Genomic DNA, 24,138 nt, shown 5'->3' on the forward strand with positions numbered 1-24,138 from the left:
GCGTCTCGGTCTCTGTCGAGTCCACGGAGGCGGCATTTCGAAAGCGAGTAGGGAGCATCACGTCGGTTCTGTCACTTGGCGTATTGTTTGTAAGTGGCAGATATACGCCGCTAAGCTCTCCTTATCGAACGCCGTGAGAACGGCACCGAGCAGCCGGACGCGGTGTCCGTCGGTCGAATCAGGGAATCTTCACGGAATGTTTCAGCGTGCCGATGCCCTCGACCTCGATCTCCACCTCGTCGCCGTCTTCGAGCGGGCCGACGCCCTCCGGCGTCCCGGTGGCGATGACGTCGCCGGGTTCGAGCGTCATGTATTCGGTGATCTCGGCGATGAGCTCCTCGACGGAGAAGATGAGGTGGTCGCGCGAGGAGGACTGCCTGGTCTCGCCGTTGACGCGGCACTCGATGCTGGCGTCGTCGGGGACGTGCTCCGGCGTGGCGACGAGCGGGCCGATGGGACAGGCGTTGTCGAAGGCCTTCCCGCGGACCCAGTTCTGCTCCTTTTCCTGGTCGTCGCGGTTCGAGATGTCGTTGAGGCAGGTGTAGCCCGCGACGACGTCCATCGCCCCGGACTCGCTGACGTTCTTGCACTGCTCGCCGATGACGACGGCGAGTTCCGCCTCGTGGTCGATGCGGTCCTTGCCTGACGGCATCGTGAGGTTCTTGCCGTGCGAGGCGACGGCGTTGGGCCCCTTCAGGAACAGCAACGGCCGGTCCGGCAGGTCGTTGCCCATCTCGTCGGCGTGGTCGGCGTAGTTGCGGCCGACGCAGACGATCTTGGTCGGTTCACACGGCGGGAGGATGTCCACCTCTTCGGGCGAGTAGCTCTCGTCGCCGAAGGCGATACGGCCGTACGGCCCGGCGGCCGCGGTGACCTTGGGCTCCCCGTCCTCGACGGTCCAGCGACCGCCCCGGACGTTCCCCGCGGAGTCGCGGAATCGAACGCGCTTCATGGAAACGACGACTCGGGGCCGACGGATAAGCGTTTAGGAGGCCGTGGCCTGGCCGCCGTCGCCCGTTACGACCATCGTCTATCTCTCCATCGGCAGTCGTTCAAAACCGGGTCGCGACGGGTGACCGAACGCCTTTTGAGACGGGACGGGCTACGCTCGTCGCATGAACGTCCTCGTCGTCGGTGCCGGGTCGATGGGGGAGTGGTTCGCCCGGACGATGCGGGACCACACCGACGCGACGCTCGCCTTCACGGACACCGACAGCGACGCCGCTCGACGGGCGGCCGAGGCGGTCGGTGGCCGGGCGGTCCCGACCGACACCGACGGCCCCTTCGACGTGATCTGTATCGCCGTGCCGATGCCGGTCGCCGAGGTCGCCATCGAGGAGTACGCCCCCCGTGCGACCGAGGCTATCGTCGACGTGACCGGGAGCATGGCCGCCCCGCTCTCGGCGATGGCAGCCGCCGCCCCGGAGACGCAGCGAGCGAGCCTCCACCCGCTGTTCGCGCCGGAGAACGCGCCGGGCAACGTCGCCGTCGTCACGGACGCGGGCGGCGACGCCGTCGACGTCGTGGTCGGCGCGCTCGCCGCGGCCGGCAACGACACGTTCGAGACGACCCCCGAGGAACACGACGAGGCGATGGAGACGGTGCAGGCGGGGGCACACGCCGCCGTCCTCGCCTACGCGCTCGCGGCCGCCGACGTCCCCGAGCGATTCCACACGCCCGTCTCGGCGGGCATGGCTGACCTCGTCGAGCAGGTCACCGGCGGCGACGCCCACGTCTACGCCGACATCCAGGAGACCTTCGAGGGGGCCGACCGCGTCGCCGAGGCCGCCCGTCGCCTCGCCGACGCCGACCGCGACGGTTTCGCCGAACTCTACGAGACCCTATCATGAACCCCGAGACGCGCCGACAGATACGCGAGAACGCCAAGTACCTCCGGAACGTCCGGCCGCTGGACCCCGAGGAGATCTTCGAGTACGTAGAGGGCCAGCCACACCCGGCGGTCGTCAAACAGGTCCTTCGAGAGGAGGCGGTGGACCTCGCCATCGTCGAAGAGGACGACGGCACGTTCGTCCCGGCCCCCGAGGGGCCGCTCTCCCCGTCGGGACCGTTCCACGGCGTCGAGCGGTTTCCCGAGGCGTACGAACGGCGCGTCGAGGAACTACTGGCGAATGCCTACGGCGACGACTGGGCGCGCGGCGAGAGCGGCGACCGGCTCCGCGAGCGCATCCGCGAGGTCAAGGAGCGCTACCTCGACCGCGCCGCCGTCGAGTACGACGACCTGACGGCCCACGGCTACGCGCTCTACCATCTGCCCGACTACTATGCCGTCGCGCAGTACGTCCTCTGGGACCTGCTGGCCGAGGGCCTGCTCCCGTCGCAGCTCCGCGTGCTCGACGTGGGCGCTGGTGTCGGCGGCCCGGCGCTCGGCCTCCTCGACCTGTTGCCCGAGGAGGCCCTCGTGGAGTACCACGCCGTCGAACCGAGCGCCGCGGCCGACGTGCTCGAAACGCTCCTCTCAGACGCCGGGCAGAACGTCGACGTTACCGTCCACCGCGAGACGGCGGAGGCGTTCGATATCGACGCGGAGACGGGCGAGGACCCGTTCGACCTCGTGCTGTTCGGCAACGTCCTCAACGAACTGGCCGACCCCGACGCCGTGGTCGAACGGTACTTCGACGCGCTCGCCGAGGACGGGACGATAGCGGCGCTGGAACCGGCCGACCGGAACACCGCGACGGGACTGCGCGAGATCGAGCGGGCCGTCGCCGACGACGGTCCGGCGACGGTGTACGCGCCGACGGTCCGTCTCTGGCCCCACCAATCGCCCGAGGGCGAGTGCTGGTCGTTCGACCGCGAGCCCGACATCGAGGTGCCGCCGATGCAGAAGCGGCTCGACGACGCCGCGGGCGGCACCGGCGAGTTCGTCAACGTCGACGTACAGTTCGCCTACAGCGTTCTCCGGAAGGACGACCGGCGGGCCATCGAACTGACGCCCGACCGAGGCACGCACGCGCCGATGTCTGACGCCGAGAGCTACGTCACCGGCCGGGTGAACCTACTGGGCATCAAGCTCAGCCGCGACCTCTCGGAGGGGGATTCGAACCCGCTGTACCTGCTGGGCGACGGCAGTCAGGAGGTCGACCACTTCGCCGTCGTCACCGAGCCGTCGCTGCTGAACGACGACCTGCGCGAGGCCGACTACGGCGACCTGCTCTCCTTCCAGAACGCGCTCGTCCTCTGGAACGACGACGAGGAGGCGTACAACGTCGTCGTGGACGGAGAGACGACGGTGGATCGAGCGAGATAGCGAGGGGCGCGAGCGAAGTGAGCGGCCCTCGGAAACGCGAACGGCGAGCGGAGTGAGCCGTGAGCAGTAGCGAGGGAAGCGCGGTTCGGAGTGAGCGAAGCGAGCGAGAATCACGAGCGCGATTAGGCACGGGGTTTTTCTCGCAGACCGCCCCAGACGCCGTATGGACGAGCCGACCATCCTGCTGACGAACGACGACGGCATCGAGAGCGCCGGACTGCGGGCCGTCTACGACGGGCTCGACGCGGTCGGCGACGTGACGGTGGTCGCGCCGGCGGACGACCAGAGCGCCGTCGGCCGCGCCATCTCCCACGAGGTCTCGGTCCGAGAGCACGAACTGGGATACGTCGTCGAGGGGACGCCGACGGACTGCGTCGTCGCCGGGCTGGAGGCGCTGGTGCCCGAGACGGATCTCGTGGTCGCCGGCTGCAACCGCGGCGCGAACCTCGGGGCGTACGTCCTCGGGCGCTCGGGGACCGTCAGCGCCGCCGTCGAGGCGACGTTCTTCGAGGTGCCGGCCATCGCCGTCTCGATGTACATTCCGGTGCGCGACGACACCGCCTTCGCCGACATCGAGGCCGACGGCGACAGCTACGCCGAGGCCGTCCGCGCGACGGCGTATCTCGCCGACCACGCCTTCGAGGCGGGCGTCTTCGAGCAGTGTGACTACCTCAACGTCAACGCGCCCGTCGCCGAGTGGGGGCCGGCCGAGATCGAGGTGACGCAACCCTCGCGGGTGTACGAGATGGGGGCCGTCCGCGACGGTGACGCCGTCACGCTCCACGACCGCATCTGGGAGCGCATGGCCGAGGGCGACATCCCCGATCCGGAGGGAAGCGACCGCCGGGCCGTCGTCGACGGGAAGGTCAGCGTCTCGCCGCTGACCGCGCCCCACACCACCGAACACCACGAAGCCCTCGACGCCCTCGCCGAGACGTACGACCCCGCCGCCGGCCCGTAGATTGATACCCGACGACGGCCCAACACGACCCAATGGCGACGACGGCAACGGCACGGGAGAGCTCCTACCGCCTACTCGTGGGCGCGCTCGCCGCCGTCCTCCTGCTCTCGGTGCTGTTCCTCTCCGTCGACACCGATCGGATGCTCTCGGCGCTCGCCGCGGCCGACCGCGCCTCCGCCGCCCTCGCGGCCGTCACGGCGGTCGGCGCACAGCTGTGCTGGGGGATGGCGACGGCGACGATCCTGCGCGGCACCGACGACTCGCTCTCCAGACGGCTCGTACAGCTCTGTTACCTGTCGGGGACGTTCGGCAAACTGGTGCTTCCGCTGGGGAACGCCGGCGGGTCGGCCATCATCGCTTACGTCCTCTCGGAGAACAGCGACGGACGCTTCCGCGACCTGTTCGGCGCGGTCGCGGCCAGCGAACTCTTGATCTTCGCCGGCTCGCTGGGCGGGACGGCGATCGGACTGTCGGCGCTGCTCCTCGACCCGCCGGTCGCGTTCGGCGGCCCCTTCCTCTTCGGTCTGTTGACGGTCGTCGTCCTCGCGTCGCTGGTCGGCGGAACCGTCGTCGTCTACCACCGACAGCGGGTCGCGGGGCTCGTCGAGCGCGTCGCCGCCGTCGTCAGGGGGACCGCCGGCCGTGTCTCCACGCGCGTCGCCGGGGCGCTCGAACCCGAGCGAGTCGCCGACGGCGTCGCCACCTTCCTCGATCGGTTCGGGACCGCCACGAGCGACTCCCGTCGCCTCGCCGCGGCGAGCGCGTTCGCGCTCTTCGGTTGGCTCGCGTTCTCGTCGTCGCTCCTGTTCGGGCTCGCGGCCGTCGAAGTCTCCGTCTCGATCGGACTCGCGCTCTTCCTCGTCCCCGCGGCCGGCGTCCTCGCGTTCCTACCGACGCCGGGCGGGCTGGGGACCACGGAAGTCGGGCTCACCGGGGCGCTCGTCGTCGTCGGCGTCCCGCCGGAACTGGCCGCGGCCGGCGTCGTCGTCTTCCGACTCGCGACCTACTGGCTCGTCGTCGCCGTCGGCGGGGCGGCCTCGCTGTATCTCTCGGCCACGGTCTGGCGGGCGCTGGAGTGACCGCGACCCGTCGCCGACGCTCCCGATGGTCACCGTTATCCACCTCCCGCGGCATCGTCGGATATGAGCGACCGTCGGTCGGCCACGCTGTTCGTCCTGCTGGCAGCCCTCTGGGGAACGTCGTTCATGGCGATCAAAGCGGGTCTCGACGCGTTCCCGCCGGTGCTGTTCGCGGCGATCCGGTACGATGTCGCCGGCGCGCTGATGCTCGCCTACGCCGCGGCGACGAGCGACTACTGGCTCCCCCGAACCCGCGCGGACTGGCTCACGCTGCTCGTCGAGGGGACGCTCATCATCGCGCTGTACAACGCCTTCCTGTTCGTCGGCGAGACCGGCGTCACGAGCGGCGTCGCCGCTATCCTGGTCGGGATGAGCCCAATCCTCTCGACGGTGTTCTCCCGACTGTTCCTCCCCGACGAGCGGCTGTCGCTGCTCGGGACGGTCGGCCTCGCGCTCGGCTTCGTCGGCGTCGTCCTCGTCGCTCGCCCAGATCGGTCAGATCTGCTCGGGTCCGAGGCCATCGCGCCGACGTTCGTCCTGCTCGCGGCGGCGTCCGTCGCGCTCGGCAGCGTCCTCGTCCAGCGCCTCGACGGCGGGATCTCCTCGGAGGGGATGGTCGCGTGGTCGAACGCCTTCGGTGCGGTCTTGCTCCACGCCATCAGTCTCTCCCTCCCCGGCGAGTCGCTCGCGCAGGCCGAGTTCTCCGCCGTCGGCGTCGCCGCGCTCCTGTATCTCGCGGTGTTCGCGAGCGCCGTCGGCTACGTCATCTACTTCGACCTGCTGGCCAGCCTCGGCGCTATCGAGATCAACCTCGTCTCCTACGCCGCCCCGATATTCGCGGCGATCGCGGGCTGGCTGGCGCTGGAGGAGACGCTCGCGCCGTTCGACGTCGCCGGCTTCCTCGTCATCTTCCTCGGGTTCGTCCTGCTCAAACGGCGGGCGCTCGCGGCGGAGCTCTCGCCGGTGTTCGCCCGCCTCGACGGCCTGCTCCCCGGCCGCTGACGGCGAGTCGGGGAACTCCACCGACCGGCCACGTCGGCGAACGTATTTGCCGGTTCACCCCGAAACGCTCCGCATGGAACCGACCGTGCGTTACTTGGTTCGTCTCGTCGTCCTCTTTCTGCTCGCCGGCGCGCTGCTCGGGGCTGGGATCTGGGCGTACTGGGGACTCGGACTGGTCGTCGGTCTCGCGGCCATCGCGGCGAGCGTCGCGCTGGTCTCCTACGCCGGCTACGACACCTATCGGCTCGCGGCCGCGGCCTGATCAGAACAGGCCGGTGACGAATCCCAGTCCCATTCCGACGAGGACGACGGCCGAGAAGACCGGCAGATAGCCCGTGTAGGATTCGACCGTCTCCTCGAAGTGCTCGTAGCCCGCGAGCAACAGCAGCGTCAGACCGACGATGCCGACGATGACGGTGAGCGCGTACGCGCTCATCAGTTCGAGGCAGTGCGTCGACCCGGCACACAGCGCGATGATCTCGAACTCCTCCTCGTGGGCGAACCCGAGGAGGAAGGCGAACCACGCGATGCCGAGCATCCCCCGGTCGGTGGCGTCGTCGAGTTCGCCGTGTGAGTGGGAGTGGCCGCCCGCGAACGGGAGGTATCCCTTCAGACGGGCAAAGAAGCCGTCCGGGGAGTGGTCGTGGTGGTCGTGTCCGTCGCTGTGGGTGTGCTGAGCGTGAGCGTCGCTGTGGCCGCGATGGTCGTGTCCGTGGTCGTCACTCTGTTCGTGGTCGTGATGATCGTGACCGTCGCCGTGGTCGTCCGACTCGTGCCCGTGAGAGTGGCCGTGCGTGTATTCCCTGATACCGAGCGCGATCAGGAGAACGCCGGCGACGATGCTCACCGGGCCGCCGATCTCCACGCCGGGGGCCAGCGTCAGCGGTTCGTTGACCTGCGTCAACTCGAAGTAGGACTTGGCGTAGAAGAACACGGCGACCATGGCGATGCTGCTGACGAGGTGGCCGACGCCGATGAGGAGGCTCGCGGCGAACCCGTACAGCCACTTGTTCGACTGGTCGAGAGCGTAGGAGGCCGCGACGGGCCAGCCGTGACCCGGTTCGACGCCGTGGACTGCGCCCAGTGCCACCGCGCCGAGAAGCAACCCGAGGGCGTCGCCGTGCAACATCAGTGTCCCTGCATTCTCGGGCGTATTCTTAGGGGTTGTTAATACTCGGTGGGGGGTTCCCTCATATTCGTCCAGGCGGCCCGATCACATTCGGTAAGAAATTTCTTGCTCGGCCGTGCACTGCCCGCTATGCACGAGACGGTCATCGACCTGCTCGCACAGAACGAGAACCACGCCGAGGAGTTCGACTCCCGATTCGACGACGTCCAGGACGGGCAGGCCCCCGACGCCGTCACGGTCTGTTGTTCGGATTCTCGCGTTCTGCAGGACCACATCTGGGGCAACGAGGATCCCGGGCACATCTTCACCTGCGGGAACATCGGCAACCGCGTCGTCCAGCGGACCGAGGCGGGGGAAGTGGTCTCGGGCGACGTGCTCTACCCGCTGGTCCATACCGGCACCGAGACGGCCATCGTCGTCGGGCACACCAGCTGCGGCGCGGTGACGGCCACCTACGACGCCCTGACCGACGGCGTCTCGGACGCTCCGGGCATCGAACACTGCATCGATATCCTCGCGCCCCATCTGGAACCGGGCGTCGAATCGCTCCCCGACGACCTCGACCGGGCGGACGCGATCAACCACCTCGTCGAGTACAACGTCGACCGGCAGGTCGAACTCCTCCGCGAGAGCGACGACGTGCCCGACTCTGTGGACGTCGTCGGCGTCGTCTACGACTTCCAGGACGTCTACGGCGGCCGCCGCGGCGAGGTCCACGTCGTCAACGTCGCCGGCGAGACCGACGTCGAGACGCTCCGGGAGGACCACGACGAGATCGCCGAGCGAATCGACCGACTCTGGGAGTACTGACGGGGTCGATCCTGTCGGTCGGACGCGCAGCGGCGCTACGGTCGACAAACCCGGTAAAATGCATTTGCAAGTACGCTCGTTAGGGGTTTCAGCCCCATACACCGGCCCGATGCCCGATAACCCGCAGAAACAGCCGAGCGACGAGGTGGACCGCAATCAGATCCAGCAGTCGAAGACCGAGGGCGCGGCCTACCAGACCTCGGTGGCGTACATGGCGAACACCGTCGCCAACGACGGCGGCAAGAAAGAGGCCGGCGAGTACGTAATCGGCTACGCTCAGGAAGAGGCCGAAGGGATGTACGAACTCGTCGAGGAGGGCGAGTTCGAGTTCGTCGAACCCGACGACGAGAACTGTCACCTCGAAGTCGTCGTCGCCGACGCCGGCGACGAGCGGTTCGTCCCGTACTGCGACGTGAGCGCGACGCTCGAACGCCACGGCGAGGAGTACGGTCCCTTCGACCTCTCCTTCCTCTGGCACCCCGGCGTCTACCACTACGGGTCGAACGTCGAGGTCCCCGGAAGCGGGACGTACGACCTCCACGTCACCGTCGAACCGCCGGAGTTCCACCGCCACGACGAGCAGAACGGCGACCGCTACGGCGAGACGGCAGAGGTCACCTTCGAGGAGATCGGCGTCGAGGCCGGCCAGGACTGACGGCAGTCACAGTCACCGTCGTCCTCTGGCGGTTACCGAAGCCGGGCACCGCCTCACCGACGATATTTTGCCGGCGTCCTTCGAACTCTCCGAGAAGAGGGGAGGACGACCTCTCGGACGCGGAGCCGTCGACCGCCCCTTCTGTCAGCGGTAGCGAAACGCTCAAGCAGCGCGGTAACGGACCGAACGAGAACCCGAGCAGAGCCGTTGATTTCCGAGGTGGTCGTGCCGCCGGGAACAGACGGACGCATTCGACAGAGCTACCCGTGTCTGTTCGAAGATATGCCGTATCGGAGCCTCACCGGGTACCAACACGACTGAACCCGAATATCTATGTCATCAGTGATCGGAATCGTCGCCGTCGCCCTCGTTGCATCGCTCTTCATGTCGTTTACCGTCGGGGCGAACAGTAACTCCGCGCCGATCGCGCCGGCTGTCGGGGCGAACGCGCTATCTACCTTACGGGGGGCGCTCCTGGTCGGAATCGTCGCCGGCCTCGGCGCTGTCGCACAGGGCGGCAGTATCTCGGAAACTATCGGCCACGGGCTGGTGACCGGCGTGACGATCACCCCGTTGGCCGCGACCGCGACGCTCCTCACGGCAGCCACGCTCATCACCATCGGAAACTCTCGCGGCTATCCCATCCCCTCCGCGTTCACGGTGACCGGTGCGGCGATCGGTGCAGGTGTCGCTCTGGGCGGCGGCTTCGCGGTCGTAACGTACGCCAAGATTCTGGGGTTTTGGTTCGCGATACCAGTCGTCGAGGGCGTCCTCGCGTACGGACTCGCCTGGCTGTTGCTGAACGAGAGGGTCTCGGAGACGCTGAGTATCCCGCTGCTCGCCGGCGGCGTCGGCTACGCGCTCGCCAACATCCAGCTATCGTTTCTCCCGGCACCGCAGAGCACGCAAGGGTCGATCGCCGGCGTCGTCACCCGCCAATTCGATGTCGCGTCGACTGGGGTCGGCGAAGCCGGAGTCGTACTCGTCGGAGGTGTGATCGGTCTTCTAACGATCGCGGTGGTCTACTGGCAACTTCGGCGCGATGTCACGACCGGGATCAATCGGATGCTGGTCGCGCTTGCCCTCGTCGTCGTGTTCACCAGCGGCGGGTCCCAGGTCGGGCTCGCCACCGGGCCGCTGGAATCCGTGTTCGAATCGTCGCTCGGTCTGCCCTCACTATACCTGCTCGGGCTCGGGGGCTTCGGAATCCTCCTCGGTGGCTGGTTCCGGTCGCCGCGCCTCATTCAGGCCGTGGCCCGCGAGTACGCCTCGCTCGGTCCGAAGCGCTCGATAGCCGCATTCATCCCCGCGTTTCTCGTCGCTCAGGCTGCGATCACGCTCGGCTATCCCATCTCGTTCAACAAGGTGATGATCTCCAGTATCGTCGGGGCCGGACTGGTCGGCGGGTCGTCGAACTCGGGCGGCGTGTCCACCGCGAAGACCGGATACACGGTCGGGGCGTGGATCGTCTCGATGGTCGGCGGCGGCGCGATCAGCTTCGCGCTCTATCACGCGCTCGCGGCCGTCCCGGGACTGGGATAGTCAGACGCTCTGAAGCGTGACGAGGTCTTCGACCGCCGCGCTTCGCTTCATCTCGTCCCACGTCTCGAAGTCGGTCGTCCGAGCCACGAACGCGTTACGTTCGTCCGCCGAGAGCCGTTGGACGCCCTCGATGGTGTCCTGGTTACACGGGCAGGCCACACAGAACCCGTCGACCGAACTGAACTGCGTGCGGCGACGCATGAACGTCTCCGAGGCGACTCGCTCGCGAGAGCCGGAAATCCACGTCTCCAGTGTGAACGCCCGTTCGATTGCCCTCCTGAGGGCGGTGTGCAGTGAGTCGTGGGTCTTGACCCCCGAGTCAAGAACCATATCTCGTGCATGTGTCCCAAGCCACGTAAGCGTCAGGGGTGGACGGCTTCGAGACTCCGGCCGTAGAGACTAGTCGGCTGGCTCGCGTCGTTTCGGCCCACACACGCACTAAGACTGCCTGCCCCATATTTAACTGTCTGAAAATGGACATATCTCGCGTACTTTCCGAAATGAAGAGAAACCAAGTGGTGATAGTGGCAGCGCTGGCCGTCGTCATCGGTCTCGGTGTCGGTGGCGTCGCCGGGACCCCAGCGAGCGACTCGTCCGGCGGAGTGGCGGTCGTCGATCAGTCGACGGAGAATATCTGCGACGTCGAGGACTTCAGGGAGAGTAGTACCATCGACGACGGCCACATAACCGGGGACTGTGAGGTAACCGCCGGAGTGGTGAAGGTGACGAACGAATCCACCGTCGGTACCCTGCGCGTCGGAACAGGGACGGCTGTCGTGGTCACGGACGGATCCGCGGTCGAAGATCTCGTCCGCGGGACCGATACAGACGTGACGGTCCGGGACCGATCCAGCGTCACGTTATCCGGAGAGCGCACCGCTACCGAGAGGACCGACACGCGAGCGGAAGACGTCGTCGTGGATTCGTCCGTCCGAGTTGCCGACGGGTCCACGCTCCAGGTCTGCGACCGGGAGGACTTCGCCGAGGACATCACCCGGTCGGTTCGCGGCGGCGGGTCCACGCAGCGCTGTACGGTCAGCGTCGTCGAAAGCTCGAACGTGACGGTCGTTGACGGCTCCGCTATCGAGATCTGTGATCAAGAGGACTTCGCTGAAGACATCGAGGCCCCGGTCAGGAACAGCGGTATCACCCAGAACTGTACGTTCAGCGCCTCCGAGGAATCGAACGTGACGGTCACTGACGGCTCCAGGATCCGAGGTACGAATAGTACCAGGGGATTATATACGAACGCGGATGCGGACGCCGGATCCCGCGACCGTCCGAGCCGAACCGTTCAGAGAGATGCCGACATGAATTAGGCGGAACCGCGCTCGGAGGTTTTCGGACGCAATCCGATATCGCGAAACCGTATCGATAACGCTCGGACTACCGACTCTAGCGCTGCTCGACCTTATTCAGCTCGACAAAATCCACTATGGATCGGCTCGAAACCATCTGTGGAATGGTACAGAAAACTATCTAGTGGTAAGATTCTTATTCTATTCCACCATAGTCCACTCTATGTCAGCGGAGACGGACCGTCAGGGTCGGCTGTACATTCCCAAGGAGGTACGGGAGAAGTACGGCGAGAGGTATCACATCGTGACCTACGAGGACAGGATCGAACTCATCCCAGTCTCGGACGACCCGCTCGCCGCCGTCCGTGAGGCGGCAGGTGGTCTCCGTGATGCGTCCGTCGAGGAGATCCGTGAGGACATCGAAGCGGAAGCCAAAGCTAAGGCCCGAGAGAAGGACACCGATAGATGACGGTGTACGTCGAGACGGACTTCCTGCTCGCACTCGCCAAGGATTCCGACTGGTTGCAGAGTTCGGCGGAGGAGGCACTCGACGAGTACGAGGTCGAAACGTCGGCGTTCTCGTATCTCGAACTCGTCCTCGCCCGAGAACGCTACGAGTTCGACTACGTGCCGTTAGTGGCGAACCTGCTCGAACTCGTCCCCGTGCGAGACGAGGAGGAGAAGCAGGTGGTTCTGAAGGCCGTCAACTACTACGACGAGGGGATGACGCCGTTCGACGCGTTCCATGCGGCGACTGCGGAGACGCGGGGAATGGACGTACTCTCGTCGGAGAGAGACTACGAGGATATCGAAGTATCGAGAGTGTCGCTGGAACCGAGCGACGAGGAGTAATCTCGACGCCTCAACGGTTCTCGCGCTGCTCCACCTTGTTCAGTTCAATAACTCACGTAACACGGTCGCGTGTACTTTTCCGGTATCCAAGTATCCCTTCTGTGGTAGTTGGTGATCGTTCATCTCTCTCGCGTCCGAACAGTTGTGTTCACTCGTCGTTCGCAGTGCTCGTAAGGATTAGTTCGGTCGCCTCGTCGGGAGCGTCCCAATGAGGGTAATGCCCACTGTCCTCGAACCAGTACAACTGAGCGTTGGGGAACCTGTCCAGCGCGCGTTTTGCCTGCCTGGGCAGGGTAACTCGATCCTTGCGACCCCATCCGATTACGACCGATCCCGGTGTGGAGTCCGTCCCCGGTTGGCTCGGGCCGAACGCCAACCGACGAAGTAGTTCGTCAAACGACGGGGAGTCGGCGAAGGTCCGCATCTCCTCTCGTGTGACCTCGGCGGAGAGGTCCCAGGGCCGTGCCGAGAGTTGAATCAGGAGCATGGTCCGACCGACGGCGCTCCCCATCAGCCGGTCCATCACGGGTTGGAGGAGGCGAACGAGACGTATCGAGGGGGCGAGCGTCGCGTAGAAGAAGTACCGCTCCCACCCCTTCCAGAACCCACCGGGATCGAGTGCAACGGTTGTGCCGACCTCCCCGCGGCGCGCGAGTTCGAGGACGAGTCGCGCTCCCATCGAGTTGCCGACCACGTCGACGCCGGCGAGGTCGTTCGCATCGAGAAACGACGTGACGGCATCGGCAAGGGTGTCGATGGATACTTCACCGGAGAGCGCCGGCGTCTCCCCGTGACCCGGGAGGTCCACTGCGACGACTTCCCGTTCGGCGGCCAACCCGTCGAGGATGGGGGTCCACGTCCGCCAACTCCCGCCCAGTCCGTGGATCAAGAGTAACGGTTCACCGGACCCGCGACGGACGTGATTCATCTCCATACACTACTGGGGGGGCTCCAGGGTTGTATCAGTTCGTGTACGAAATCGAAACTCGTCGTCGCGGGCCGCTCGCGGTTGTCCACGAACAGCGATCCTGCGTCAGGGGATGTTGGCCACTGAACGACATCTGATTGAACGGAATACGGTCGCAATCCGACCGTCGTGTCGAGGCCCATCGGCAGAGACTCGATACCGCTGGCGTTCCTGACTCGTGAGTCGCCAGTCGAGCCCCGCCAGTCGATGAGTCAGGCAGTCGACCGACCGACGGTTGCGTCGGGGCCCAGCAGGAGGGTCCCGTCCAGTGACTCGAGGCCGATGTTGTACTCGTTAGCTCCGTAGATACAGGTGCGTAAACGGGACGTCCGGGTCCCTACTACCTGCTTTCCCGCTGCTTTACCTTGTTCAGCTCGATGAGCAGGCGGAACATCGCCTTCACGAGGTTGGCGTCGACGTCGAACCGCTCGGCGTTCTCGCCGGCGCGGTCCATGACGGCCTGTTCCTGTTCCTCGTCGGTCGTCGGCAGGTCCCTCTCGGCTTTGACCTGCGCGATGGTATCGGCCACGTAGGTCCGCTGAGCGATCTTCTCGACGATCTCGCGGTCGATGGTGCGGATTTCCTCGCGCAGTTCATCCAGGGACATCTCCTCGGGGTTCGGTGGCTCGTTTTCGCTCATACTGTTTGGGTTCCCTCGGTCTGCGTGGTGGTCAGCAGGGTCGTACCGGGTCGCTCGTCCCAGCGTTCCTTGACGGTTTCGAGTGCCGAGCGGTCGCCGACGGCGGTGAAAGAGGGACCGGTTCCCGACAGCGAGACGCCGCCGACGTCGGCCATCGACTCGACGACGGGCTCGGCGTCGAACCCGAGCGCCGCACAGAAGGCCAGTCCGTTGACCGTCATCGCTCGCTGGTAGTCGCCATCGAGCGCGAGGTCCTCGACGAGGCGGGCCATCGGCGCGATTTTGCGGCAGCGCTCTACGTCGGCGTCGGCCGAGAACGCCCGTTCGGGCGGCGACCAGACCAGCACGTCCCAGTCGACTTCCTCGCGGGAGAGCACCTCGTCGCTGTCGTTGTCGGTGACGGTGACGCCGCCGAGCATGGACGCCGAGGCGTCGTCGAACGCGCCCGTGGCGGTGACGCCGACGTCGCGGGCCGCCATCACGCCCAGTCGGGCCATGTCCGCTCTGGTCATCCGGTCGGTGGCGTCGAGCGCGTCGAGCGTCGCCATCACGGCGGCGTTGGCCGCCGCGCTGGAACTCTTCAGCCCGGCGGCCATCGGCACGTCGCTCTCGGTGCGGACGTGACCGCCGACGACGGGCGGCGTGCCGACCGCGTCGCCGTGGGCGTCGACGACGTACTCGACGCAGCGTTCGATCAGCCGGGTGTCGCCGTCCGGCGCGCCGGCTATCTCGCCGGTGAATCCCTCGCTCTCGGTCGAGAGCGACACCGTCGCCGTCGTGTACTCGTCGATCGCGAACGCCGACCCGCGGCCGGTGGCGAGCGCGTTCAGGACCGTTCCAGCGGCCGGTGCTGCTGCCGTGCCTTCCATCGCTCGTCTCTCCCGGCGCGGACTATTTACCAACTGCGGAAGCGGTCGTACAACGCGTCGTTTTTCCCCCAGCGGCTGGAAATTCGGCTATGAGCCACCGGTCCGACATCGCCCCCGATACCCTCTCCATCGAACTCACCGAGGACGGCATCGCCGTCGAGTACCTCGACGGCAGGAAGGCCTTCTATCGCGGCGTTCCCGCGAAGGCCGAGGGGAGCGTCCGAACCGCGCCGGGCAAAGACACCCACGTCCTCATCACCGACGAGACGGAGACCTCCGGCATCCTCGTCTACGTCAACGACCTGCGGACCCACGACGACATCATCGAATCCAGCGGCGTCGGCCGCGTCCTCCTTGACGACGGGGACGAAGACGAGCTGTTCCCCGGCGTAACGGTGCGCGATAGGGAGATGCGCGTCGAAGTGGACGTGGACTTCGACGTGGCCGACGGTCGGGTGTTCGTCTTTGAGGAGGACGAGATGGGCGAGCGGAGTTACGAGGTCGTCGCCGAGACGTAGCGCGCGAGCCCGCGGTTCGGAACGGCTAGGCCGCTCTCTCCGGGCTTCCACAGGGCGGCCGCAGAACGCGCGAGAGCTACTGGATGTACGAGGGGTCCTCGTCGTCGCAGTTCGATTCGTGCTGGCGTGCGTCGTTCTCGTCGTCGAACATCAGCCCGCACGTCTCGCACTTGTACCAGGTCATCTCGTCGCGTTCGGTAGAGACCACCATGTGAGCCTCTCCGACGGCCGGGCGTAAATTGTTTTCCCGCGAGACGGCACCGGGGCTCGCACCGGCGTGCGCACACCCGGCAGTCTCAAGGGGGCCGGACGGCTAGCCGACGGCATGAGCGGCTCTAGCGAGACGGGGATCGAACTCGCGGTCGAGGGGGCGCACAAGCGCGACGCCGGGCGCGGCATCGCGCGCCTCCCCGAGTCCGTGCGGAGCGAACTCGGCGTCCTGAGCGGGTCGCCGGTCGTCGTCGAGGGCGACCGGATGACCGTCGTGAAGGTCTGGCCGGGCGACGAGGAGGGCGCGACGGTCCGCATCGACTCCGATACGCGGGCCAACGCCGGCGTCAACATCGGCGACACGGTGACCGTCAGAGCGGGGTCGGTCACGGAGGCGACGGAGATAACCATTCAGCCGATGGCTCCGCTGCCGGGTGCCGAGGAGTACGAGCGCATGGTCCGGACGCGGCTCGTCGATCAGATGGTGCAGGCCGACGAGCGGACCCACATCGACGGGCTGGGCACGTTCCTCGTCCGGGCGACGAGTCCGGACGGTCCGGTACGGGTCACCGACGGGACGAACGTGACGCTCCTGCCGCCGAGCGACGAGAGCGGGAGCGGAGAGTCGAAATCCGGAGCGGCGGGTCCGAACGAGCAGACGAACGCACAGATAGCCAACCCTGACACCGACGTCAGCTACGAGGACATCGGCGGACTGGACGAGGAGTTAGACCGCATCCGCGAGATGATCGAGATGCCCCTCTCCGAGCCCGAGGAGTTCCGGAAACTGGGCATCGACCCGCCGAGCGGCGTCCTCATGCACGGGCCGCCGGGGACCGGGAAGACGCTCATCGCCCGCGCCGTCGCCAACGAGGTCGACGCCTACTTCGACACCATCTCCGGGCCGGAGATCGTCTCGAAGTACAAGGGCGAGAGCGAGGAGCGACTGCGGGAGGCCTTCGAGAGAGCCGAGGAGAACGCCCCGTCCATCCTCTTCGTCGACGAGATAGACTCCATCGCGGGCTCTCGAGACGAGGACGCCGACATGGAGAACCGCGTGGTCGCGCAGCTACTGACGCTGATGGACGGCCTCGAAGACCGGGGCCGCGTCGTCGTCATCGGCGCGACCAACCGCGTCGACGCCGTCGACCCGGCGCTCCGCCGCGGCGGCCGCTTCGACCGCGAGATCGAGATCGGCGTCCCCGACGAGGGCGGCCGCCGCGAGATTCTGGACGTTCACACGCGGGACATGCCTATTCACGAGGACGTGGACTTAGACCGCATCGCCGCCCAGACCCACGGCTTCGTCGGGGCCGACCTCGCGTCGCTGACCACCGAGGCGGCGATGGCGGCACTCAGAGCGGAGCGCGAGGATAGCGAGGTCCGCGGCGAGGACTTCGACGAGGCGCTGGCGACCGTCGAACCCAGCGCGATGCGGGAGTACGTCGCCGAGTCGCCGGCGGTCTCCTTCGACGACGTGGGCGGTCTCCCCGAAGTGAAGCAGACGCTGACCGAGGCCATCGAGTGGCCCCTGGAGTACGGCGACCTGTTCTCGGCGACGAAGACCGACCCGCCCAGCGGCATCCTCATGTACGGCCCGCCGGGGACCGGGAAGACGCTGCTGGCCCGCGCTATTGCCGGCGAGAGCGACGTGAACTTCATCCACGTCGCCGGGCCGGAGATCATGGACCGCTACGTCGGCGAGAGCGAGGAGGCGGTCCGGGAACTGTTCGAACGCGCCCGACAGACCGCGCCGAGCATCATCTTCCTGGACGAGATCGACGCCATCGCCAGCCACCGCGGACAGGGCAACGAGGTGACCGAGCGCGTCGTCTCCCAACTGCTGGCGGAACTGGACGGCATCACCGAGAACCCGAACCTCGTGGTGCTCGCGGCGACCAACCGCCGGGACATGATCGACGACGCCCTCCTGCGGCCGGGCCGCCTCGAACAGCACGTCGAGGTGCCGAATCCGGACCACGACGCCCGCGAGGCGATTCTTGCGGTCCACACCGAGGGCAAACCCGTCGCCGAGGACGTCTCGCTGTCGGACCTCGCGGCCGAGACGGAGGGATTCTCGGGGGCGGAACTCGAGGCCGTCGTCCGCGAGGCGTCGATGCTCGCCATCCGCGAGGCCGCCGAGGAGATGGGGCCGGCCGAGGCCAGCGAGCGCGCCGACGAGGTGACCATTGGGGCCGAGCACTTCGAACGCGCGCTGGAACGGGAGCGCGAGCGCTGACCGACGACGGCAGCCCCGTCTCGGGGTAAGTGGGGTGTGTTGACGCATGACTTTTCACAGCCGCCGGCGTACTGCCTGATATGCGCGACGACCAGACCGAACCGCTCCGGCACTACGTCGACGGCGAGTGGCGAAGCGGGCACGGGACAGAGACCTTCGAGACGGTGAACCCCGCGACGCGGGAGACGCTGCGGACGGTCCACCGCGGGACGGAAGACGACGTGAGCGACGCCGTCTCGGCCGCCGAATCGGCCGCCGAGGAGTGGCGCGCCCTCTCGTACATCGACCGGGCGGAGTACCTCTGGGACGTGTATCACGAACTCCGCGACCGAACCGACGAACTCGGCGAAGTCGTCACGAGGGAGTGCGGGAAGGAGATCTCCGAGGGTCGCGCGGACGTGGTCGAGGCGGCCCACATGGTGGAAGTCGCCGCCGGCAACGCCCGCCACCCGCACGGCGACGTGGTCCCCTCCGAGATCGCGAGCAAGGACGCCTACATGCGCCGCAGTCCGAAGGGCGTCGTCGGCTGTATCACGCCGTGGAATTTCCCGGTCGCCATCCCCTACTGGCACATGGCGGTCACGCTGGTCGAGGGCAACACCGTCGTCTGGAAACCCGCCGAACAGACGCCGTGGTGCGGCCAGATCGTCGCCGAGATGTTCGAGGACGCGGGGATACCCGACGGCGTGTTCAACCTCGTGCAGGGCTACGGCGAGGCCGGCAACGCCATCGTCGAGGACGACCGGGTCGACACCGTCCTCTTTACCGGGAGCGCCGAGGTCGGTCACAGGGTCGACGAGAAGATCGGGGGCCGCGCGGGCCGCAACGCCTGCTGTGAGATGGGCGGGAAGAACAGCGTCGTCGTCGCCGACGCCGCCGACATGGACATCGCGCTCCACTCGACCATCATGTCCTCATTCAAGACGACGGGCCAGCGCTGCGTCTCCTCGGAACGCCTCGTCGTCCACAGCGACGTCTACGAGGAGTTCAAGCGGAAGTTCGTGGACCTCGCCGAGGACGTGACCGTCGGCGACCCGCTCTCCGAGGACACCTTCATGGGGCCGCTGGCCGACGAGGACCAGATCGCGAAGTTCCAGCGATACAACGACATGGTTCGGGAATCGGACGACGCGACGGTGCTCGTCGACCGGGCGGAACTCGACGCCGACGAGATTCCCGAGGGACACGAGGACGGCTTCTGGGTCGGCCCGTTCGTCTACGAGGTCGACGTCGACACCGACCTCGACCCCTTCCGCGAGGAGGTGTTCGGGCCGCACGTCGCCCTCGTGGAGTACGACGGGGGCATCGAGCGCGGCGTCGAGATACAGAACGACACGGAGTACGGGCTGGCGGGCGCTATCGTCTCCGAGGACTATCGGCAGATAAACTACTACCGCGACCACGCGGAGATCGGCCTCGCCTACGGCAACCTCCCGTGCATCGGCGCGGAGGTCCAGTTACCGTTCGGCGGCGTCAAGAAGTCCGGGAGCGGCCCGCCCCACGCCCGCGAAGTCATCGAGGCCGTCACCGAACGGACGGCGTGGACGCTCAACAACTCGAAGGAGATCGAGATGGCACAGGGGCTCTCGGCGGAGATAAAGACGGACGAAAGGTGACGAGAGAGGTTGGCGGGTGTGCCGTCGTCGGTGTGGCCGGAAAGGCTGTCCGGACAGCCTTCGGCGGACGAGCGACGCCGTGTGGCCGAGCAGCGAGACGGGCTGTAGCGCTGGCATCGACGTGAAAAGCGCCTTGCCAGCGAGATATCGTTACGGACCCAACGGTAAAAAGCACCCGGTGTCGGCCGACTAGCGGTCCTCGTTCTCGTCTGTCATGGTGGTCTCGGTACTGCTGTCGTCCGTCTCGCTGTCGTCCACGCCGCTATCATCCGTCTCGCTGTCATCGCCGCCGCGGAGCCCGCCAACTGACGGAATCTCCCGACCGCCGAGCAGACGGCGGAGTCCGAGCACCGGCACCGCCAAGACCCCGAGCCACGGCGCGACCGCCGCGAGCGTCACCAGCGTCGCCCGGCCGAAGACGTAGACGTCCTGCACCGACCCCAAGAACACGGCCACGAGCGACTGCTCGTGGTACTGGGTCCGTATCTGCGTGACCCCCGGCTCCGGTTCTTCGAGTTCGACCCGGAGCGTCGAGTACGCCACCCGCTGTTCGAGCGAGCGCTTCTGCGCTTCCAGCCGCTCGATCTCGCCCTGCACACTGGAGAGTTCCTCCTCGATGCGGAGCAGTTCCTCCGTGTCGTTGGCCCGGTCGTAGAACGCCCGGAGGCGAGCGCGGCGCTGTTTCAGGTTCTCCAGCCGCGCTTCGAGGTCGACCAGTTGATCGGTGACATCCTTCGTCGTCGTCTCCTCGGTCACGACGGTGCCCTCCGAGCCGACGGCCTCCTGCATCGCCCGGTAGCGCTCGCTCGGGACTCTGAGGACGACGTAGCCGGAGACCCATTTCGCCTCGCCGTTGCGGTGGAGGCGCTGGTTCGAATCGCTGACGTAGCCGCCGTACTCCCGGGCCTGCGACGCGATGGCGCTGCGCCGCTGCGAGAAGTTGTCCACCTCGACGACCATCCGCCCGGTCCTGATTATCGCGCGCTGCTGGGCTGCGGCGTTCGCCTGGATTTCGCCGTTCGTGCTAGCGTCGGCGTTCTGCTGGCCGCCGCCAGCGGACCCGGCGTCGCCACCGGAACCGCCCCCGTCACCACCGCCGCCGGCCAGTTGCGCACCGTCGCCGCCGGCCGAGTTACCGCCGAGGCCGGCACAGCCGGCGAGCAGCAGCGTCGCCGCGACCGCGAGGACCACTATCTTTCTCGACATGACGGCTAGCAGTGCTCGTCCGCCGAGTATAGTGTCGCCGATGGCTCAAAACGCGTTTTTTGTGAAAGAGCGGCTGAACCTATCGCGACGCCGTCCGGCGGTCGGCCAGCGCCGGGAACTCCTCGCGGACCCGCTCGACCTGTTCGGGCTCTATCTCGGCGGTCACCAGCGCCGCGTCGTCGCCCGAACTGGCGAGCGTCGTCCCCCACGGGTCGTACACCGTCGAGCGACCGAGCAGTTCGTCCCCGTCGAACGTGCCGACGCCGTTGGCCGCCGCGACGTACAGCAGGTTCTCGACGGCGCGAGTCCGGGGGAAGAGCTCCCAGTGCTCGACGCGGGGGTAGGGCCACGCGCTCGGGACCAGCGCCAGCGTCACGCCGTCGTCGACGAGACGCCGGTACAGCTCCGGGAACCGAAGGTCGTAGCAGGTCGTTATCCCGACAGTGAACCCCTCGAACTCGACGGTCGGGAGGTTCTCGCCCGGTTCCAGCAGATCCTGTTCGGCCGACCCGTAGCCGAAGAGGTGGTGTTTCCGGTACACCGCTCGTCGCTCCCCGTCGCGGTCGAAGAAGACGGCGGTGTTCGCCAGGCCCTCCTCGGCCGGGACGGCGAGGCCGTCGGCCGCGCTGGTCGCTAAGTCTTCGACGACGCTCCCCGCGAGGACGGCGACGCCGTGCTCAACGGCTGCTTCGCGGACTGCCGAGAGCGTCTCGCCGTCGAGCGCCTCGGCGTTCCGGGCGTAGCTATCGAACGCGAAGTAGCCGACGTTGAATAGCTCGGGCAGGACGACGAGGTCGGCGTCCCGTTCGGCAGCGCGTCCGATAGCTTCGACGGCGCGCTCGACGTTCTCGGCCACTTTCGCCGGTTCGATCTCGAGTTGGGCGAGCGCGAGCTTCATGCCTCGACTTCCAGTTCATCCCGCAGCGCCTGTTCGAGGTTCCGCATCTCGTCGTCCAGATTCCGCTTGAAGAACCGCTCGACGCCGGGGAGCTTCCCGTCGACGATGAACCGGTTGGTGAGGCGGGTGCCGCCCTCGTCTGTCGGTTCGAGTTCGTGTTCGCCCTGGACCTTCATCACCTTCGACCGGCCGACGAAGCGGACGAACTCCGGCTCGCGCCGCTCGACGTCCTCCGTCTCGACCCGAATGGTCCGGTCGACGAACGGAATGGGGAGCGAGAGGAACCACGTCGACTCCGTCTCGCTCTCCACCTCCCAGTCCTCGACGACGCTGATCGGGCGCGCTCGCTGCTCCGGGTCGGCGATAAAGTCCCAGACGCGCTCGGGCGATGCCGACACTGTCATCGACCGCTCTACCCGGACAGTCATGGAAGACTCTCAGGGGTCCGGACGAATGAATCCACCGACTATAGTAACAATTGAAACGACCTCAACGCCGGCCGAACGACGGCAGTTCGGGCGGGTGAGCCGGGTTTTCCGCGGCTACGTTAGCTCGGTGTGACGCGCCACGTCGTCGACTTCGACCGCCCCCACTTCTCGATGTCGACCTCGTCGGCCTCCTCGGCCAATCGGGGCAAGCGAGCGCCCACCTGTTTGGCCGAGAGACCGAGGTGTGAGGCGATGTTCTTCGCGCGGAAGTAACTGTCTCCGCGCGAGACGCTGTCCCGGAGGTAGTCCAGAATGCGTCGGTCTTCCTCGCTGAAATCGGCCATACCCGCGTTACGTGCCGAGCGTTCTTAATCGTTCCTTTCGGACACCGGTCTCAGCCGTCGTAGGCGTGGATCGCGACCAGCGCCAGTCCCGCCGCGAGCATGGCGACGCCGAAGGCGACGCCGCTGTTTGCGAGCAGTCCCGCCGTCTCTCCGCCCTGTGCGTGTACGATGGCGTAGTTGTAGCTGTAGAGCGCCGTCATCACCGCCGCGCCGACGGCGACGAGTCCGAGCACTAGTCCGAGACCGACGCCCATGTCCGACTTCGTCTGCGTAGCCATGTCAGTGCGTATCGCTGTGGCGCACTTAGTTCATTCGGGGTGCGGTAGACACAGCACATATAGTGTCCGACGAGAGAGACCTGTGTGATGGCAGGATTCGGACTATTGAAGATCGCCGCTGCCGTTTTCGTGGTACTCGGCCTGAGCGTGGGGGGCGCGTTCGCGCTCGGCGTCGTCGGGACGCCGACGGTCGAATCCGTCGAGAACCACTTTAGCGGCATTTCGAACGAGACGACGGGGGTACAGACGACCATGCGATTGCACAACCCGAACCCCGATTTCCTCGGGAGTCTGCTCGGCAGCACGTCCGTCGACTACATCGTGGCGATGAACGACGTGCGGATGGCCTCGGGCAACAAGAGCGGTCTGGCACTGGAACAGGGGAACACGAGCCTCGACTTCTCGACGCGGATGCGAAACGGGCAGATTCCGCCGTGGTGGCACACCCACATCGAGAACGGCGAGCGGACGCGGGTGACCATCGACGCCGACGTCTCCTCGTCGCTCGTCGGCGGTCGCTCCATCTCGGTCCAGCAGGACAAAGAGATAGAGACGGACATCATCGGGCAGTTCAACTCGACGGAGACCCGACCGATAGAGTCCGAACGGGCGCTCCTCTCGAACCCGCTGCTCTACGTCAACGAGACCCGGGGACAGTGGGACCAGGAGAACCTCACGGCGGCGGAGACGCCGATGAAGCTCGACTTCACGGTGTTCAATCCCAAGCCCTACCCCTACACTGTCACGAAGATCGGCTACGAGATCACGATGAACGACGTCACCGTCGGCGAGGGCGAGACCGACCGCGGCTACACCATCGGCCCGGGTCAGACGGAGACGCTCGGGACGACCACGGCCATCCAGAACGAAAACCTGGACGAGTGGTGGGTCACCCACCTCGAACGCAACCAGGTGACCGATCTCTACATCGACTTCTACCTCGTCGTCGAGGCCGGCGGCGAGCGGTTCCGCATCGACCTGCGCGCTATCGACTACTCGAAGACTATCGAGACGGACATCTTCGACAACAAGGAGCAGTATCCGACCGGCACGAACGCGAGCGCCGACGGCGGCGCGGACGCCGGTACCGACGACGGAACTGATGCGGGAACGCCGACGCCGACCGAGACGGCGACGGACTCCGACGGCGGCCTGTTCGGCGACGGCGAAACGGCGACGCAGACGCCGGGTGGGGAGACGCAAACCGACGCTGAGACGTCGACGGAGTCGGCCTCTCCAGCCAATCCGACGAAGACGCCGAGACCGCCCTCGACGGGCGTGACGACCGAGACCGACGACGGGCTGCTCGCGCTCGGTCGCTGACGGCCG

Annotated in this window: 28 protein-coding genes; 16 read left to right on the top strand and 12 right to left on the bottom strand. The window is 66.7% G+C overall.

Annotated features, from left to right (window positions below):
• Nucleotides 1–178: 178 nt before the first annotated feature.
• A complete protein-coding gene (locus GO488_RS01430) occupies nt 179–952 on the bottom strand; it encodes a fumarylacetoacetate hydrolase family protein (RefSeq protein WP_162316027.1) in 774 nt (257 codons plus the stop codon).
• Between the two features lie 163 nt (nt 953–1,115).
• Here GO488_RS01430 and GO488_RS01435 point away from each other — a divergent pair, with 163 nt between their 5' ends.
• The 6 genes from GO488_RS01435 to GO488_RS01460 all read left to right on the top strand — a co-directional run bounded on the left by GO488_RS01435 (nt 1,116) and on the right by GO488_RS01460 (nt 6,572).
• A complete protein-coding gene (locus GO488_RS01435) occupies nt 1,116–1,850 on the top strand; it encodes a prephenate dehydrogenase/arogenate dehydrogenase family protein (RefSeq protein WP_162316028.1) in 735 nt (244 codons plus the stop codon).
• Entirely contained in the window at nt 1,847–3,268 is a 1,422-nt protein-coding gene (locus GO488_RS01440; RefSeq protein ID WP_162316029.1) for a small ribosomal subunit Rsm22 family protein, read from the top strand. Before GO488_RS01435 ends, GO488_RS01440 begins: the two co-directional genes overlap by 4 nt.
• Before the next feature lie 163 nt (nt 3,269–3,431).
• A complete protein-coding gene (surE, locus tag GO488_RS01445; protein WP_162316030.1) occupies nt 3,432–4,229 on the top strand; it encodes a 5'/3'-nucleotidase SurE in 798 nt (265 codons plus the stop codon).
• 32 nt (nt 4,230–4,261) lie between these two features.
• Nucleotides 4,262–5,308 carry a lysylphosphatidylglycerol synthase transmembrane domain-containing protein gene (locus GO488_RS01450; RefSeq protein ID WP_162316031.1) on the top strand — a complete coding sequence of 349 codons (1,047 nt, stop codon included), beginning with the start codon at nt 4,262–4,264 and terminating at the stop codon, nt 5,306–5,308.
• 63 nt (nt 5,309–5,371) lie between these two features.
• On the top strand, nt 5,372–6,310 hold the full coding sequence (locus tag GO488_RS01455) for a DMT family transporter (protein WP_162316032.1): 939 nt from the start codon (nt 5,372–5,374) through the stop codon (nt 6,308–6,310).
• Nucleotides 6,311–6,383: 73 nt separating this feature from the next.
• A complete protein-coding gene (locus tag GO488_RS01460; protein WP_162316033.1) occupies nt 6,384–6,572 on the top strand; it encodes a hypothetical protein in 189 nt (62 codons plus the stop codon).
• Here GO488_RS01460 and GO488_RS01465 read toward each other — a convergent pair whose 3' ends face one another.
• Nucleotides 6,573–7,439, bottom strand: a complete 867-nt coding sequence (locus GO488_RS01465; RefSeq protein ID WP_162316034.1) for a hypothetical protein — start codon at nt 7,437–7,439, stop codon at nt 6,573–6,575.
• A 129-nt stretch (nt 7,440–7,568) separates the two neighbouring features.
• Between GO488_RS01465 and GO488_RS01470 the strand changes: the two genes are divergently transcribed.
• The 3 genes from GO488_RS01470 (at nt 7,569) to GO488_RS01480 (ending at nt 10,446) form a co-directional block, all read left to right on the top strand.
• Entirely contained in the window at nt 7,569–8,249 is a 681-nt protein-coding gene (locus GO488_RS01470; protein WP_162316035.1) for a carbonic anhydrase, read from the top strand.
• Nucleotides 8,250–8,358: 109 nt separating this feature from the next.
• On the top strand, nt 8,359–8,904 hold the full coding sequence (locus tag GO488_RS01475; RefSeq protein WP_162316036.1) for an iron transporter: 546 nt from the start codon (nt 8,359–8,361) through the stop codon (nt 8,902–8,904).
• A gap of 333 nt (nt 8,905–9,237) precedes the next feature.
• Complete coding sequence (locus GO488_RS01480; protein WP_162316037.1) at nt 9,238–10,446, top strand: inorganic phosphate transporter; 1,209 nt, start codon at nt 9,238–9,240, stop codon at nt 10,444–10,446.
• Here the strand turns inward: GO488_RS01480 and GO488_RS01485 are convergent, their stop codons facing one another.
• A complete protein-coding gene (locus tag GO488_RS01485) occupies nt 10,447–10,776 on the bottom strand; it encodes a hypothetical protein (RefSeq protein ID WP_162316038.1) in 330 nt (109 codons plus the stop codon).
• Nucleotides 10,777–10,946: 170 nt separating this feature from the next.
• Between GO488_RS01485 and GO488_RS01490 the strand changes: the two genes are divergently transcribed.
• The 3 genes from GO488_RS01490 (at nt 10,947) to GO488_RS01500 (ending at nt 12,596) form a co-directional block, all read left to right on the top strand.
• Complete coding sequence (locus tag GO488_RS01490; RefSeq protein ID WP_162316039.1) at nt 10,947–11,765, top strand: hypothetical protein; 819 nt, start codon at nt 10,947–10,949, stop codon at nt 11,763–11,765.
• Between the two features lie 202 nt (nt 11,766–11,967).
• Nucleotides 11,968–12,213 carry an AbrB/MazE/SpoVT family DNA-binding domain-containing protein gene (locus GO488_RS01495; protein ID WP_162316040.1) on the top strand — a complete coding sequence of 82 codons (246 nt, stop codon included), beginning with the start codon at nt 11,968–11,970 and terminating at the stop codon, nt 12,211–12,213.
• The gene (locus GO488_RS01500; protein WP_162316041.1) at nt 12,210–12,596 is read left to right on the top strand and encodes a PIN domain-containing protein; all 387 of its coding nucleotides are present in this window, start codon (nt 12,210–12,212) and stop codon (nt 12,594–12,596) included. Before GO488_RS01495 ends, GO488_RS01500 begins: the two co-directional genes overlap by 4 nt.
• 148 nt (nt 12,597–12,744) lie before the next feature.
• Here the strand turns inward: GO488_RS01500 and GO488_RS01505 are convergent, their stop codons facing one another.
• From GO488_RS01505 to GO488_RS01515, 3 genes are all read right to left on the bottom strand, one after another.
• On the bottom strand, nt 12,745–13,530 hold the full coding sequence (locus tag GO488_RS01505; RefSeq protein ID WP_162316042.1) for an alpha/beta fold hydrolase: 786 nt from the start codon (nt 13,528–13,530) through the stop codon (nt 12,745–12,747).
• Between the two features lie 373 nt (nt 13,531–13,903).
• A complete protein-coding gene (locus tag GO488_RS01510) occupies nt 13,904–14,203 on the bottom strand; it encodes a chorismate mutase (RefSeq protein ID WP_162316043.1) in 300 nt (99 codons plus the stop codon).
• Nucleotides 14,200–15,072 (bottom strand): shikimate kinase, encoded by an 873-nt coding sequence (locus tag GO488_RS01515; RefSeq protein ID WP_162316044.1) that lies wholly within the window; start codon nt 15,070–15,072, stop codon nt 14,200–14,202. The genes GO488_RS01510 and GO488_RS01515 overlap by 4 nt, the downstream gene beginning before the upstream one ends.
• A gap of 89 nt (nt 15,073–15,161) precedes the next feature.
• Between GO488_RS01515 and GO488_RS01520 the strand changes: the two genes are divergently transcribed.
• Complete coding sequence (locus GO488_RS01520; protein ID WP_162316045.1) at nt 15,162–15,590, top strand: DUF5796 family protein; 429 nt, start codon at nt 15,162–15,164, stop codon at nt 15,588–15,590.
• A 76-nt stretch (nt 15,591–15,666) separates the two neighbouring features.
• Here GO488_RS01520 and GO488_RS20035 read toward each other — a convergent pair whose 3' ends face one another.
• The gene (locus tag GO488_RS20035) at nt 15,667–15,801 is read right to left on the bottom strand and encodes a DUF7128 family protein (RefSeq protein WP_268899412.1); all 135 of its coding nucleotides are present in this window, start codon (nt 15,799–15,801) and stop codon (nt 15,667–15,669) included.
• A 114-nt stretch (nt 15,802–15,915) separates the two neighbouring features.
• Between GO488_RS20035 and GO488_RS01525 the strand changes: the two genes are divergently transcribed.
• Together GO488_RS01525 and GO488_RS01530 are read left to right on the top strand one after the other, a co-directional pair.
• A complete protein-coding gene (locus GO488_RS01525; RefSeq protein ID WP_162316046.1) occupies nt 15,916–18,039 on the top strand; it encodes a CDC48 family AAA ATPase in 2,124 nt (707 codons plus the stop codon).
• An 80-nt stretch (nt 18,040–18,119) separates the two neighbouring features.
• Nucleotides 18,120–19,655 carry an aldehyde dehydrogenase family protein gene (locus GO488_RS01530; protein WP_162316047.1) on the top strand — a complete coding sequence of 512 codons (1,536 nt, stop codon included), beginning with the start codon at nt 18,120–18,122 and terminating at the stop codon, nt 19,653–19,655.
• Between the two features lie 189 nt (nt 19,656–19,844).
• Here GO488_RS01530 and GO488_RS01535 read toward each other — a convergent pair whose 3' ends face one another.
• From GO488_RS01535 to GO488_RS01555, 5 genes are all read right to left on the bottom strand, one after another.
• Nucleotides 19,845–20,861 carry a DUF4349 domain-containing protein gene (locus GO488_RS01535; RefSeq protein ID WP_162316048.1) on the bottom strand — a complete coding sequence of 339 codons (1,017 nt, stop codon included), beginning with the start codon at nt 20,859–20,861 and terminating at the stop codon, nt 19,845–19,847.
• Nucleotides 20,862–20,940: 79 nt separating this feature from the next.
• Entirely contained in the window at nt 20,941–21,759 is an 819-nt protein-coding gene (locus GO488_RS01540) for a carbon-nitrogen family hydrolase (protein WP_162316049.1), read from the bottom strand.
• The gene (locus tag GO488_RS01545) at nt 21,756–22,187 is read right to left on the bottom strand and encodes an SRPBCC family protein (RefSeq protein ID WP_162316050.1); all 432 of its coding nucleotides are present in this window, start codon (nt 22,185–22,187) and stop codon (nt 21,756–21,758) included. Before GO488_RS01545 ends, GO488_RS01540 begins: the two co-directional genes overlap by 4 nt.
• Nucleotides 22,188–22,306: 119 nt before the next feature.
• Complete coding sequence (locus tag GO488_RS01550) at nt 22,307–22,531, bottom strand: DUF7123 family protein (protein WP_162316051.1); 225 nt, start codon at nt 22,529–22,531, stop codon at nt 22,307–22,309.
• Nucleotides 22,532–22,581: 50 nt separating this feature from the next.
• Nucleotides 22,582–22,809, bottom strand: a complete 228-nt coding sequence (locus GO488_RS01555) for a hypothetical protein (protein ID WP_241692874.1) — start codon at nt 22,807–22,809, stop codon at nt 22,582–22,584.
• An 87-nt stretch (nt 22,810–22,896) separates the two neighbouring features.
• Between GO488_RS01555 and GO488_RS01560 the strand changes: the two genes are divergently transcribed.
• Entirely contained in the window at nt 22,897–24,132 is a 1,236-nt protein-coding gene (locus GO488_RS01560; protein ID WP_241692875.1) for an LEA/WHy family protein, read from the top strand.
• Nucleotides 24,133–24,138 lie beyond the last annotated feature (6 nt).

This window comes from Haloarcula limicola (genome assembly GCF_010119205.1).
Taxonomy (GTDB): Archaea; Halobacteriota; Halobacteria; order Halobacteriales; family Haloarculaceae; genus Haloarcula; species Haloarcula limicola.